Source organism: Nocardia pseudovaccinii NBRC 100343, assembly GCF_001613225.1.
In the GTDB taxonomy this organism is placed as follows: domain Bacteria; phylum Actinomycetota; class Actinomycetes; order Mycobacteriales; family Mycobacteriaceae; genus Nocardia; species Nocardia pseudovaccinii.
On record NZ_BDBY01000364.1, the window covers coordinates 1 to 12,897 of the forward strand.

Consider the following 12,897-nt stretch of genomic DNA (forward strand, 5'->3'; position numbering starts at 1 on the left):
CACGAGACGACGCAGGGGACGGCCCTGGTCGGCTGCACCGCGGTCTCGTGTTGCCACCGGCGAATACACCTTTCCTTATCGACCCGCGCGGCGCTTCTTCGCGCTGTGCGCGGCTGGGGCAAGCGGCGGCGACGGGGAGGACGTTGCCACCAGACACGTTTATACCTTGACGCGACGTGTGGCCGAGCGCTTGCGACTCGAACCACAGAGCGTACCTGCGTCGCTGGTGATCAGTATGCAGTGCCTATGGCAATACGACCGCACCGCAGGTACGCGTCGGTTTTTGTCTTACCCCAGATATAGCTCGTCCCTCACCTCCGTTACCGGTGGTGAGGGACGAGCGGATTGTTTCGACGCTCAGCTGAGCGCGCGAACTCCGGTGGCCTGCGGGCCCTTGGTGCCCTGGCCAACCTCGAACTCGACCTTCTGGTTCTCCTCGAGGGTGCGGAAACCCGACCCCTGGATCTCGGAGTAGTGGACGAAGACGTCAGCGGAGCCGTCCTCCGGCGCGATGAAGCCGAACCCCTTCTCCGCGTTGAACCACTTCACAGTTCCCTGTGCCATTCTGTTCCTTCTCTTTTCTTACCGGAACGGCGGACAAGTAGGTTCATCCACCGGGTCCGTTCCGACCGCTGTACTGTTGGTTCCCCCTGCAGGAAAGCACCAAGCACACCGTTCGCAACATCGATCCTGCTGACGGTTTGGACTTTGGATCCGTCCCTCGAACACAGAAGCTTGCGACCAGGAACTAGTGAACCATGTCTTCGAGCAATTCAACAGTCGAGTTACCGACAATTTGCAAAAAAGTTGATCTTGCGAATGCGCAGGTGAGGGACACAATGCCGGAATCCAGACTTGTGGTTCGTTTGCTTACGGATAACCGAGCCAGTGTCTGGCAAACAGCCTGTGACCCAGGTCGCTATTTGGTATCGAAATGGCTGGTGGGGCTTCCCAAGCGCACACGTTTCACACTTTCTGCGCGTGTCGCGGAGCCCGAGTCGTGAATCCGACCGACCCGGCCACCCGGCCACGCGCCAGCAACGGCCGAAGTTACGGGGCATCGTTGCTGAATCGTGTCCTTGACGGGGCGCCCGACGACGACCCCCGTCTCACCCATGTCGTCGAGCTCGCCGCACGGCCCGCAGCCACGACTACCTGGCCGGATTGGGCCGCGCCCGACGTCGTCGCCGCGCTGCGAGCCACCGGAGTCGAGGCGCCGTGGACTCATCAGACCGAGACCGCCGACCTGGCCGCGAGCGGCCTGCACGTTGTCGTCAGCACCGGCACAGCATCCGGGAAATCGCTCGGCTACCAACTACCGGTGCTAACCGCACTGCGCGAAGACCCACTCGCCACTGCCCTTTATCTGGCGCCGACCAAGGCATTGGGTGCTGATCAGCTGCGGGCAATAGCGGAATTGACGCACGAGGGGCCGTTGCGGGATGTCCATCCGGCCACATACGACGGGGACACACCCGCCGAGGTCAGGCAATGGGTGCGGGCCAATGCCCGCTTGATCCTCACGAATCCGGACATGCTGCACGTCGGCATGCTGCGCTCACATCAGCGCTGGGCCAGGGTGTTGCGCAGGCTGCGCTATGTGGTGATCGACGAATGCCACGCCTACCGGGGCGTATTCGGCTCACATGTGGCGCTGGTGTTGCGCAGGCTGCGGCGGATCGCGGCACATTACGGTGCGGATCCCGTATTCATACTGTGCTCGGCCACCACGGCCGAGCCCGCGGCTGCGGCATCCCGGCTGATCGGCGCGCCCTGCGCCGCGGTCACCGAGGACGGATCGCCGCAGGGCTCGCGCACCATCGCACTGTGGGAGCCGCCGCTGTTGACCACCTTGACCGGCGAAAACGGTGCGCCGGTTCGGCGATCCGCTACGTCGGAGGCGGCCAGGATCATGGCCGATCTGGTGGTCGAGGGCGCGCGCACGCTCGCGTTCGTCAGGTCGCGGCGGGCCGCCGAGCTGACCGCGATCGAGGCGCGCAGGCTGCTCGCCGACGTCGATCCCGAGCTCAGCAAACGAGTCGCCGCCTACCGGGCGGGTTATCTCGCGGAGGATCGGCGCGAACTGGAGGCCGCGCTGTCGGACGGGTCGCTGCTGGGGGCGGCCACTACGAATGCGCTGGAGCTCGGCGTCGATATAGCGGGGCTGGATGCGGTCGTGATCTCGGGTTTTCCGGGCACGGTCGCCTCGTTCTGGCAGCAGGCCGGGCGCGCGGGGCGGCGCACGCAGGGATCGCTGGTGCTGCTGGTGGCCAGGGACGATCCGCTGGACACCTTCCTGGTCCACCACCCCGACGCGCTGCTGGACAAGCCGATCGAGGCCACCATCACCGATCCGCACAACCCCTATGTACTGGGCCCGCAATTGCTGTGCGCGGCGTTGGAACTCCCGCTCACCGATGATGAGGTCGACGAGCTCGGGGCGGGTGGGGTGCTCACCGATCTCGCAGGTCAGGGGTTGATTCGACGCCGGAACGGCGCGGTGCGCGACGGTAGCGCGCGCTGGTTCGCGACGGCCGAGGCGCAGCCGCACGATGCCGTCGACGTGCGCGGTGGCATCGGCACACCCATTGCCATCGTGGATGGCGAGACCGGCAGATTGCTCGGCACGGCCGATGCCGGAAGAGCGCGGGCGACGCTGCACGAAGGGGCCGTTCACCTGCACCAAGGCGATACCTACCTGGTCGATGAGCTGGATCTAGAGGGCGGTGTGGCCTTCGTGCGCAGCACCGATCCCGGCTGGACCACCAGCGCAAGACAGGTCACCTCCATCGCCGTCGACACGGTCACCGAAGAGCGCCGCCACGGCCGGGTGACGACCGCATTGGCGCAGGTCAGCGTCACCAGCCAGGTAATCGGGTATCTGCGAACGCTGCGCACCGGCGAGGTATTGGATCTGGTCGAGCTGGATATGCCGGAGCAGACGCTGCCGACGCGCGCGGTGCTGTACACGGTGACACCCGAGCTGCTGGCGGCGGCAGGCCTGAATACGCCACGGGTACCGGGTGCGCTGCACGCCGCCGAACATGCGGCGATCGGTCTATTACCGCTGGTCGCGACGTGTGACCGGTGGGATATCGGCGGCGTTTCGACCGCCGAGCACCCGGATACCGGACTGCCGACAGTTTTCGTCTATGACGGGCAGCCCGGTGGTGCGGGCTTCGCCGAACGCGGGTTCGCGCAGCTATATCACTGGTTGTCGGCCACGCTCGCGGTGATCGAGACGTGCACCTGTGCGGTCGGGTGCCCGTCCTGCGTGCAGTCGCCCAAGTGCGGCAATGGCAACCATCCGCTGGACAAGGCCGGTGCGGCCCGCCTGCTGGCCGCGGTTCTGGGTGAACTGGCCGCCGATACGGGCAACTGACCAGCACGGCGAAGGCACCGCGCTCGGTTCGTGACAGCGCCGATCCCCGAACGTGATCACCTGTCCACGTTTCCGGGTGGTCACCAGGGGTTATAGGCGCGTGTCGGCGCGCCTCGCCCTGCGGCGCCGGGCGTGTCGGACCGCCGAATAAAGAGGATTAGATTCATGTTAACTGAGGTATTGCCACGGCCATTACCGCCCGACGTGCAGATTCATTCGATTGCGTTCCGCGACTACTAAGTAAATTGAGGCAATGGCGTATTTATTCGAGCATCGCAATTACCGAATTCCGGCATCGTGAAGTACCACTGGCGAGTGTAAGTACGTACCGGTCACGCTCCGACTTCTACAGGTCCGGCACGAGCAACCGCGCGAACAGTCCGCTTTCCTAACAGACCCATTGGTACATTCCCTTCAACAGTGACGATCACATCCCACTGCACGACTTCACACTGTTGAATCCGCACTCCCATCCGTCGCGCAATCTCCGCCCCTTCCGCACATCCGACATCGGCCCCACGCGCGAGTTCCCCCGCCGCCGCCAATGCCGCCAAATCCGCCGCAGCCTGCGCTCGATGCCGCGCTACAACAACCGACCCAACCTGAGCGATCAATAGCGTCGCGCCGATCAAAGCAGCCAGCGCCAAGCAGGCGAACACCGTCGCAACGCCGTCGTCCCGCCGTACCTCACCGACCGCGTTCGCTTTGCGCGCCTGCTCCACTCCATCGAGGCCGTCCGCACCCCTGGAAGCAATCGCATCGCACCCGTGGTCGGCTCGGTTGTCCGCCCGGACTCCCCACGAGTGACGACGCTGCCTCACACCTGCGAATAGCCACTCGCTGCGCCGACGGTCGATTCGATCACCAGCCCTGGGCCGCCGCATCAAGACGCTGTGCCCGCTGGCACCTCGGCCGCATCCGGGCGGGAATGCTCCGCACCCGCAGGCGACTCGGACGTTCATGGCTTGCCGCACTTCGACGTAAAACACTTGCGTGTCGTCTGATGTAAGCGCACTAGACCGGCGGTCAGCGGCGGCGCAGCAGCGACGTCCTGTGCACCGGTCGACGATGCCGCTGCGATTGTGGGCGCTTCGTCGGCAGAGCGGGCTGTTCGGCGGAGCTGCTTCTACTGCTCGGTCACTGGGCATCCTTACTGCCGCGGTTCGGTGCCGCGGCACGTCGCTGTCCTTCATCTGTGTTGTGCCCGGTGGCACGTCGCGGTCCATTGGTCGGCCGTTGTTGGTCACGGCCCGGCTCCTGGCTCGCGGGCGGCGACGGCCTCGGCGCGCAGGACCAGTAAGGGCAGCAGGGGTGCGCGGGCGGAGACCGCCGCGACTACCCGGTCGCCCTCACTGCGCAGCGAGATGTCGGCGGTCGGCGGAGCTACCCGCCGCGCCGCCGGCACCGCATTCGCTTGATCACCGCGGGCAGCCAGCCTGGCCGCTTCGCGAGCGGCGTCGACACAGCGCACCTGCGTCGACGCCGCGAGCAAGGCACCGAGGCACAGCACCACCGCAAACACGATGGCAGCCAGCGCGATCGCCGCCTCAACCGTCACCGCACCCCGATCGTCACCGAGATGCGTTGCACCACAGTAGTTTAATCGACAACTACCCCGCGCTAGACCGCGGTATTCAACGCCTTGTCGATGATCTTCGTCAGCGCGTTCACAATGCTGTCCCCGGTCACCACCCCATACAGCACGGCCCCGAACGCCGCAGCCGCAATAGTCCCGATCGCATACTCCGCCGTACTCATCCCGTCGTCCGCGACCAGCACCCGCAGCACTCGAGCCCGCACCTCCATGCCAACGGCTCTCAGCCGAAGCATCACCCGATCCCGCATCATCCCCGTTCGCACCGTCTTCCCCTCTCATTCCCGCCCGCGCGGCCACTCCGCGCCGACACACTCTTCCCCGCCGCGCATACCCCGGCACCGCGCCGCGCAGCTCAACCGTCCCGAGCAACGCACTTGGTAGCTCCGCGACGGCACCTTCAACACCGCCGCGTTCGACAGAACCGTGCGCGCCCTGCACCGGGTCGACAATGTCCCGCGCGCGCACTCCGCGCCCATACGCTCTTTCCGGCCGCGCGCACCCCGGCACCGCACCACACAGCTCAGCGCTCCCGAGCGCAGCACCCGGCAGCTCAGCAACGGCACCTTTGCCGTGATCGATAACGCCCCGCGCGACGGTCTCCGGCCTGACAAAGTCCGGCGCGATCGCGCCCAGGTATGTCCTGCTCCGAGTGGGCATCCCCAGCTCGGTCGCGCACCGTGCCGCGCTGTCCGGGGCAGCAGAACTGTCGGAACCGGGAGCGTCTAGCTGGGTCGTTGGTAGCTCGGTCGTTCGCGAACCCGTCGCTCGTGATGCGGTACTTCCCCGCCGCGTAGTTTTCACAGCAGTCCGCCTCCGAGGACGCGGCTCGCGAGGCCGATTACTACGGGGACGATGCCGAGGCAGACGAAGGCGGGGAGGAAGCAGAGGCCTAGAGGGCCGCCGATGAGGACACCGGCGCGTTCGGCGCGCGCGGCGGCCGCATCTTCGACTCCGCTGCGGCGCTGTTCGGCAAGTTCGCCGATGGCGGTGGCGAGTGAGGCACCGGAGCGGGCGGAGCGCCGAGCCATGCGTGCCAGCGAATCGACCTCCTCGGCGCCTGGTTGGTCTGCGCCGTCGCGGGCCACCTGATCCCAGGCGGTTGCCGCGTCCGCGCCCAGTGCCAGCAGGTCGGCCGCCTTGCGCAGTGCCGCGCCGAGGGCTGGCGGCGCGCTCGGTGCCACCGCTCGGGCCGCAGACGCCATCGGCAATCCCGCTCGTAGGCAGGCGGCCAGCAGGTCGAATACCGAGGCTATGGCCAGCGGATCGCTGTTGATGCTGCGCTGAGATACCAGGGCGACCGGCTGTGGAACCGACTCTCCTAGCAGCCGCAATCGTCGATTCATCGCAACTCGTCCAGGCAGCACGACCAATGCCATCGCGAGCGAAAGCACTGGCGCACTGGTGATCACAATCATTCCAACCCCTTCGAATCCGTGAGTGACCAGCAGATTTGTTTCATACGAAGACCTTCCGCGTGATCGCGTCGGTCCACAGCAAGCCGATGCACGCCAGTGCCGCGCCGAGTGGCAGCAGTACGGCTCCGGCACCCGGATTCAGGAGTACGTGCAGCGGAGCGGCACCCATCAATTGGCCCAGGCCGATACCGAGCAGCGGTAGGCCCGCCAGGACCGCCGCTGTGGCGCGAGCACCGGCCAGTGCGGCCGTGGTGCGCGTGCGAAAACGGAGGCGCCCCAATAGGTCCGCGCGAGCGGCCGAGAGCAGTTCCGCGAGAGCTAGACCGTGGTGCTCGGCGACCTGCCACGCGTCGGCGATCCTGGCGAGTTCCGCGGCGACGATCGAATCGGATTCGCGCAATCCGTCCGCACCGGAACCACCAAGTCTGCTGCGCGCCGCGCTCACCGCGAAGACGCGTGCGGCCTCCCCGCGCGACTCCTGCGCGGCCACCTCCGCCGCCGCACTCGGATGCGCACCCACCCGCAGCTCTCCGATCACCGCCTCGAGCGCGTCCAACAGATAGGCGCACTCCGCACTGCGCCGCCGCTCCCGACTCGCCCACCGCACCCGAATACCGACCGTTCCCCCAACCAGCACCGCCGCAACCAACGGACCGGCACCAACGGCCGACGCCCCCACGACGACAACAGCGAAGGCCACCCGAAACCCACTGCCCCGCCGAAACTTTCGGGCAGCTGTCGACGCCGTGAACAGCCTGACGAACCGACGCCGCGAACTCGGCGGTGGCGCCAGCAAAACCCCGATCGCCAGACACACCAATCCCGCGATCATCGACCGAACCGTTCGCCGACCAGGCGCCGCGACGGCGCCATCCGACCAGCAATTCCCGAGTGCACCGCTGCCGCGATCAGACTGGACCGCAACGCTGCCGGAGTCGCGTCCGCGAGGAGCACCAGCACCGCATCCGACGACGGGACCACAGGCACGCGCGACAGCGAAGCCGTCCGGGTTGCGAGCGCCGTGCGCTCCATTCCCGCATTCATTGGTCGAGCCGTTCGTCTAGGAGACGGGTGAGGGTAGGGGCGGCGGGGGTGGACGCTTGATTGGCGTGCCAGGCGGCGGCTATGGTGACGCGGCCTTGGGGGTCGCGGTCTACGATGCCGATTTCGCGGAGGCCGCGAGAGCCGTCGGCTCGGCGGTGGACGTGCAGTACGACCTGGACGGCTGCGGCGAGTTGGCTGTGGAGGGCGGCTCGGTCCATACCGCCCAGCGCGGCAAGGGCTTCCAGGCGGGCGGGGACCTCGCGGGGTGAGTTCGCGTGGACCGTGCCCGCGCCGCCGTCATGGCCGGTGTTCAGGGCGGTCAAGAGGTCGACTACCTCTGCGCCGCGGACTTCGCCGACGACGATTCGGTCGGGTCGCATTCGCAAGGCCTGCCGCACAAGATCGCGGACGGTTACCGCGCCGACGCCCTCGACGTTCGCGGTGCGCGCGACCAGGCGCACTACGTGGGGATGCGGGGGCGCCAGTTCCGCGGCGTCTTCGACGCAGATGATGCGTTCGTCGGCGGCGACCTCGGCCAGTAGGCCGGACAGGAGCGTTGTCTTGCCCGCGCCGGTTCCGCCGACCACCAGGAAGGCGAGTCTGGCCCGAATGATCCGCTCCAGTAGAAGTTTCGCGTCGGCGGGTACCGCGCCCGCCGCGGCGAGCGCATCCAGTCCCTGTGTCGCCGGACGCAGCACGCGAAGCGACAGGCAGGTGCCGCCGTGTGCCACCGGCGCCAACACCGCGTGCAGCCGGACTCCGAACGAATCCCCCAGTGCCGCTTCCCTTCCGGATAGGCGGCCGTCCACCCAGGGCTGCGCGTCGTCGAGCCGCCGCCCGGCCGACAGCGCCAACCGCTGTGCCAAGCGGCGCACCGCCGCCTCATCCGGGAAGACGACCGGGGTTCGTTCCAGCCCACAGCCCCGGTCGATCCACACCGCATCCGGCGCGGTCACCAGCACATCGGCGACCCTGGGATCGTGCAGCAGCGGCTCCAGCAGCCCCGCTCCGGTCATCTCGGTCTGCAACAGCCGCAATGCCCGCAGCAGATCGGTGTCACCGAGCACGCCACCCGCCTCGGCCCGGATAGCAGCGGCCACCTGCGCAGGATCGGGATCCCCCGACGCTCCCGACAACCGTTCCCGCACCCGATCCAACAACTCCGACGTCACCAACGCACTCATCGCAGCCCCTTCCCAGCCGGAGCGCTGAGCACCCCGAGCACTGCGTCCGCAGCGTCGCGGAGAGGCCCGCGGCGCAAAGTAAGCCCACCGCGTTCGAGGCGGGCGGCGAGGCCGGGCTGGGCTCGGACGGCGGCGAGGAGGGGGAGATCGAGGACCTCGGCGACCTCGTGGCCGCGGAGTCCGCCGGGGGCCGGGCCGCGGACTACCAAGCCCTGGTTGGGATTTCGCCTACCGATATGGGCGGCGACCGATTCCGCGGCGGCCACGGCGCGCAGGCGAGCGGGGACGACCAGGACGACGAGGTCGGCCGCATCGAGTATCTGGTCGGCGTGTGGGCCGCGTTCGCCCGAGATGTCGCATATCACCAAATCGCCTGCGGCACGGCCCGCTTCGATGACGGCACGGACGGCGGCAGGGCCGATTTCGGCGGGCAAGCGTCCGGCACCGCCGCGGCCACAGGACAGCACCGCCAGTCCCGGGGCGGCTGCCGGCAGTGCGCTGTGCAGTGCGGCGGCGGACACCCGGCCGTCCTCGATCACCAGATCCGGCCAGCGCAGTCCGGTCCCGGTTTCGATGCCGAGCAGCAGGTCGAGACCGCCGTCGAGGGGTGCGCCATCGACGAGCACGGTGTCGTGCCGGAAGCGCTCGGCGGCGGATCGCAGTCCGGTCGCCGCGGCCAATGTGGAGGCGCCCGCACCGCCGCTGGCACCCGCGATCGCGACGACAACACCGTCGCCGACGCGGTATTCGCCGTGCTCAGCAAACTTCTCGATAAGTCCGACCGCGGCACCGGGCAGCGCGATGACGCGCTCGGCACCGACAGCCGCTGCGGCCTGCCAATCGGTCAATCCGGGTTCCCCGTCTGTCACCAGCACGATGCCGATCCGCCGGAGATAACCGGCCCGCGCACAGCTCTCGGCCGCCACTGTGTCGAGGATCACCAGAGGCGCCGCCACCCAGGTGTGTCGACCGACCGAGAGCGTGCGCTCGTCGAGCTCGCGCTCCGCGGCCGCCGCGACCCGGCGCACCTCATCGCGCAGCCGGGTGTCCTGGATGAGCACGAGCGCGGGCGGCGGCGTGAGTGCCGGGGCGGCTTCGAGATTCATGCAGGTCAGCGTGCTCGAAGACAAAGCCGGGCAGAAGATGCAATATGCCGAATGTGGATAACTCGGGGGGTGTGGATAAATCCGGAGGCTCGAAACCGGGGGGAACCTACCCGGAAATAGAGGACGGCCCCAGCCGGGGGGGGAGGAGGCTGGGGCCGTCGGGTTCAGCCCCGGGGGGTCGGGCTGAACGCGCCTGGACTATGTCCAGGTGCCAGCAATACTACACCCAAGCCCGGGCCACAACGCAAGTCTGTCGACGGAGAACTTTGTGGCCACCACCGGCCCGGCGTCTCCGGGGCAAACCCGCTTAACGAACCAGACGCCCGACCCGTCCGACAGCCTCGCGGCGGCATGCATATTCTGAACGGGTGACGGCCGATGGCGACCAGACAGAGCTCGAGGACCAGACGGCACAGGACGCGACGCCGACGAAGCGACCGAGCGCCGGTGGCGAGCGCGTGGCCGCCTTCTTCGACCTCGACAAGACGGTGATCGCGAAATCGAGCACCTACGTGTTCAGTAAGCCCTTCTACGCACAGGGCCTGCTGAACCGGCGCGCGGTGCTGGAGAGCAGTTACGCTCACTTCCTGTTCATGCTCTCGGGCGCCGACCACGATCAGATGGAGCGCATGCGCGCCAATCTGACGAATATGGTCGCGGGCTGGGATGTGGAGCAGGTGAAATCCATTGTGGCCGAAACACTTCACGAACTCGTCGACCCGCTGATCTATGCCGAAGCCGCGGATCTCATTGCCGACCACAAGATCCGGGGACACGATGTGGTGATCGTCTCGGCCTCGGGCGAGGAGATCGTCGGTCCGATCGCCGAGGTGCTCGGCGCCTCGCATACCGCGGCGACCCGGATGGTGGTCGAGGACGGCCGCTACACCGGCGAGGTCGAATTCTATTGCTACGGTGCGGGTAAGGTGACCGCGATCGAAAAGCTCGCTGCCGCTGAGGGTTACGACCTGTCGCGGTGTTATGCCTATTCCGATTCGGTGACCGATCTACCGATGCTGAGCGTGGTGGGGCACCCGACGGCGGTGAACCCGGATCGCAATCTGCGACGCGAAGCGGTGGCCAAGGGCTGGCCGATTCTCACGTTCTCCAACCCGGTCTCGCTGTGGGCGCGTTTCCAGAGTCCGTCCTCGACCACCCTTGCCGCGACGGCGGCGGTTGGGCTGAGCGCGGTGCTGGCCGGGGCGATCAGCTACCGGCTGTTGCGCAGGCGCCGCTAACATTGCCACCCGGTGCGGGCCGCGTTGCCGGGCTGTCGAGGGGCGCGGCCGAGGGCTTGCCGACATAACACAGAGGCCGCTGCGACCAGGCATTTAACCACGAAACACCGATAGACACGCCGGTTATTTAATGTTTTTCCAAGCCTTGATGTGAGGGCAGTCACAGGTGTAGAAAGGTAACTACGGAAGGCCGGAAGGCCTGAGCGGAACCGGAAGAGAAGGTTCAGCTCCCCGACCTACCCTTCCCAGCACGGGCACCAGGCACCCACGCGGAGCGCGCCGCGACAAGGGCAGAAGCGTTGTGGGCCTGCGAGATCCGGGTTTTCGACGGCGAAGGCCTCGCACAGGTTGCGGGGATGAACCGGCGGAGTTCGGATAATCGCCGAGGCCGCAGAACACAACCCACATAGCACGCTTGGTAACCGGGTATCCGTGCTAGCGGGCGGTGAGGTCGTCAACGACAACGCCGCCCGCTTTGATGTGTGCAGGCCCCTATCCGGATGCCGCATCGGCGATCGATGTCGCTTCTCGCGCACCGTCTTCGAAGGCTCCGCAGCACAGGATGACCCAGCCGCCCACCGCATCCGGGGCACCCGAGCCGAATCCGGCCACCGCATCCAGATACTGCTGACGCCGCCGCAACCAGAACACCTCCGGTACGCCGAGGCTGTGCGGGTCCAGCCCACTGGACGCGGCCACCAGTCGAGAGGCCGCCCGCGCCACGATGCCGTCGGCCGTACCGAAGGGCCGCAGGGTCAGTAATTCACCGTGCACTACCGCCGCGACGACCGGCGCGGGTGCCTTGGATCCGAGCACGGTCTGCACCAACAGGTCGAGCCGTTCGGCCACCCCGCCGTCAGCGCGCGGCCGCCCGAGCAGCGCCTCGTCGGTCACCAGATCGGCCGCGGCCAGCAGATGCAGCCGGGCCAGCGCCTGCAGCGGTGCGCGCTGCCAGGTGCCGACCAGATTCCGCAGCGCGTCACCGTCGAGCGCCTGCCCGACCCGCAGTGAGCCGGCCAGGATCGGATCCGCGACCCGGCCGTCGGCGGGCAGCTCGGTGCTGCCGCCCTCGATGGCGGCGGATGAGCGCGCGGCACGCACGGCCGCCTCGGCGGCCGTGGTCGGCCAGCCCCGCCGGTTCGCCTTGTGCCGGTGCACCGCGGCGAGCGCGTCACGCGCCTTATCGGCGGCTTCGCGCACTCCTGGCAGATCGACGAGGGGCTGTAGCGGATCGGTCACTGAGACATTTTGCAGCGCCTGCGGCGCGGCGTGTTCACGGCCCCCAGTGTCTCGCTATCGCCCCCTGGTCAGCCCGCCAGCAGGTCCCGTCCGGGAATGGCGTCGAGCAGGCGGCGCGTGTACTCCTGCGTCGGGTTCTGGAAGACCTCGTCGGTGGTGGCCGCCTCCACGATCCTGCCGGTTTGCATGACCAGGACATCGTCGGCGATCTGGCGGACGACGGCAAGGTCATGGGTGATGAACAGATAGGACAGACCCAGCTCGGCTTGTAAGTCGTTGAGCAGCTTGAGGATCTGGGCCTGGACGAGGACGTCGAGCGCGGACACCGCCTCGTCGCACACCACGACCTCCGGGGAGAGCGCGAGCGCACGCGCCACCGCGACGCGCTGGCGCTGGCCACCGGAGAGTTCATTGGGGTAGCGGCGCATTACCGAGGAGGGCAGCGACACCTTGTCCAACAGGTCGCGCACCGTTGCCTCACGTTCCTTGGCGGTGCCGATTTTGTGCGTGCGCAGCGGCTCCTCGATGGTGCGGTAGATCGAGTACATCGGATCCAGCGAACCGTAAGGATCCTGGAAGATCGGCTGCACTCGGCGGCGAAATGCGAACGCGCCCTTACGATCCAGCTTCGCCACTTCGCGACCGTCGAAGGTCACCGAACCCGATGTCGGTTCGAGCAGACCCAGAACCAT

Annotated in this window: 12 protein-coding genes; 2 read left to right on the forward strand and 10 right to left on the reverse strand. The window is 67.5% G+C overall.

Features of this window, described 5'->3' with window-relative positions; translation table 11 throughout:
- Window positions 1-357: 357 nt before the first annotated feature.
- Window positions 358-564 carry a cold-shock protein gene (locus NP3_RS39600; protein WP_011206895.1) on the reverse strand — a complete coding sequence of 69 codons (207 nt, stop codon included), beginning with the start codon at window positions 562-564 and terminating at the stop codon, window positions 358-360.
- A gap of 436 nt (window positions 565-1,000) precedes the next feature.
- Here NP3_RS39600 and sftH point away from each other — a divergent pair, with 436 nt between their 5' ends.
- Window positions 1,001-3,382, forward strand: coding sequence for a DEAD/DEAH box helicase (gene sftH, locus NP3_RS39605; protein ID WP_373864818.1), 2,382 nt, complete (start codon window positions 1,001-1,003; stop codon window positions 3,380-3,382).
- A gap of 332 nt (window positions 3,383-3,714) precedes the next feature.
- Here sftH and NP3_RS51845 read toward each other — a convergent pair whose 3' ends face one another.
- The 7 genes from NP3_RS51845 to ssd form a co-directional block, all read right to left on the reverse strand.
- On the reverse strand, window positions 3,715-4,104 hold the full coding sequence (locus NP3_RS51845; protein ID WP_063046852.1) for an Rv3654c family TadE-like protein: 390 nt from the start codon (window positions 4,102-4,104) through the stop codon (window positions 3,715-3,717).
- Window positions 4,105-4,625: 521 nt separating this feature from the next.
- The gene (locus NP3_RS39615) at window positions 4,626-4,940 is read right to left on the reverse strand and encodes a TadE family type IV pilus minor pilin (RefSeq protein WP_063046842.1); all 315 of its coding nucleotides are present in this window, start codon (window positions 4,938-4,940) and stop codon (window positions 4,626-4,628) included.
- A gap of 62 nt (window positions 4,941-5,002) precedes the next feature.
- On the reverse strand, window positions 5,003-5,188 hold the full coding sequence (locus NP3_RS39620) for a DUF4244 domain-containing protein (protein ID WP_040686072.1): 186 nt from the start codon (window positions 5,186-5,188) through the stop codon (window positions 5,003-5,005).
- A 588-nt stretch (window positions 5,189-5,776) separates the two neighbouring features.
- Complete coding sequence (locus tag NP3_RS39625; RefSeq protein ID WP_063046844.1) at window positions 5,777-6,394, reverse strand: type II secretion system F family protein; 618 nt, start codon at window positions 6,392-6,394, stop codon at window positions 5,777-5,779.
- Window positions 6,395-6,434: 40 nt separating this feature from the next.
- Window positions 6,435-7,226, reverse strand: a complete 792-nt coding sequence (locus NP3_RS39630) for a type II secretion system F family protein (protein WP_063046845.1) — start codon at window positions 7,224-7,226, stop codon at window positions 6,435-6,437.
- 208 nt (window positions 7,227-7,434) lie between these two features.
- Window positions 7,435-8,622, reverse strand: coding sequence for a TadA family conjugal transfer-associated ATPase (locus NP3_RS39640; protein WP_063046847.1), 1,188 nt, complete (start codon window positions 8,620-8,622; stop codon window positions 7,435-7,437).
- On the reverse strand, window positions 8,619-9,728 hold the full coding sequence (ssd, locus tag NP3_RS39645) for a septum site-determining protein Ssd (protein ID WP_063046848.1): 1,110 nt from the start codon (window positions 9,726-9,728) through the stop codon (window positions 8,619-8,621). The genes NP3_RS39640 and ssd overlap by 4 nt, the downstream gene beginning before the upstream one ends.
- Window positions 9,729-10,096: 368 nt before the next feature.
- Between ssd and NP3_RS39650 the strand changes: the two genes are divergently transcribed.
- Entirely contained in the window at window positions 10,097-10,966 is an 870-nt protein-coding gene (locus NP3_RS39650) for an HAD family hydrolase (protein ID WP_063046849.1), read from the forward strand.
- A 492-nt stretch (window positions 10,967-11,458) separates the two neighbouring features.
- Here NP3_RS39650 and NP3_RS39655 read toward each other — a convergent pair whose 3' ends face one another.
- Window positions 11,459-12,205 (reverse strand): Fic family protein, encoded by a 747-nt coding sequence (locus tag NP3_RS39655; RefSeq protein ID WP_063046850.1) that lies wholly within the window; start codon window positions 12,203-12,205, stop codon window positions 11,459-11,461.
- A gap of 68 nt (window positions 12,206-12,273) precedes the next feature.
- The coding region (locus tag NP3_RS39660; protein ID WP_157124857.1) for an ATP-binding cassette domain-containing protein at window positions 12,274-12,897 on the reverse strand (624 nt) is incomplete at its 5' end.

Bases quoted from the DNA above. Each gene is read 5' to 3' on its own strand.
- NP3_RS39600 (WP_011206895.1), bottom strand. From the start codon at position 564: ATGGCACAGGGAACTGTGAAGTGGTTCAACGCGGAGAAGGGGTTCGGC.
- NP3_RS39620 (WP_040686072.1), bottom strand. From the start codon at position 5,188: ATGGAGGTGCGGGCTCGAGTGCTGCGGGTGCTGGTCGCGGACGACGGG.
- NP3_RS39625 (WP_063046844.1), bottom strand. From the start codon at position 6,394: ATGATTGTGATCACCAGTGCGCCAGTGCTTTCGCTCGCGATGGCATTG.
- NP3_RS39630 (WP_063046845.1), bottom strand. From the start codon at position 7,226: ATGATCGCGGGATTGGTGTGTCTGGCGATCGGGGTTTTGCTGGCGCCA.
- NP3_RS39640 (WP_063046847.1), bottom strand. From the start codon at position 8,622: ATGAGTGCGTTGGTGACGTCGGAGTTGTTGGATCGGGTGCGGGAACGG.
- ssd (WP_063046848.1), bottom strand. From the start codon at position 9,728: ATGAATCTCGAAGCCGCCCCGGCACTCACGCCGCCGCCCGCGCTCGTG.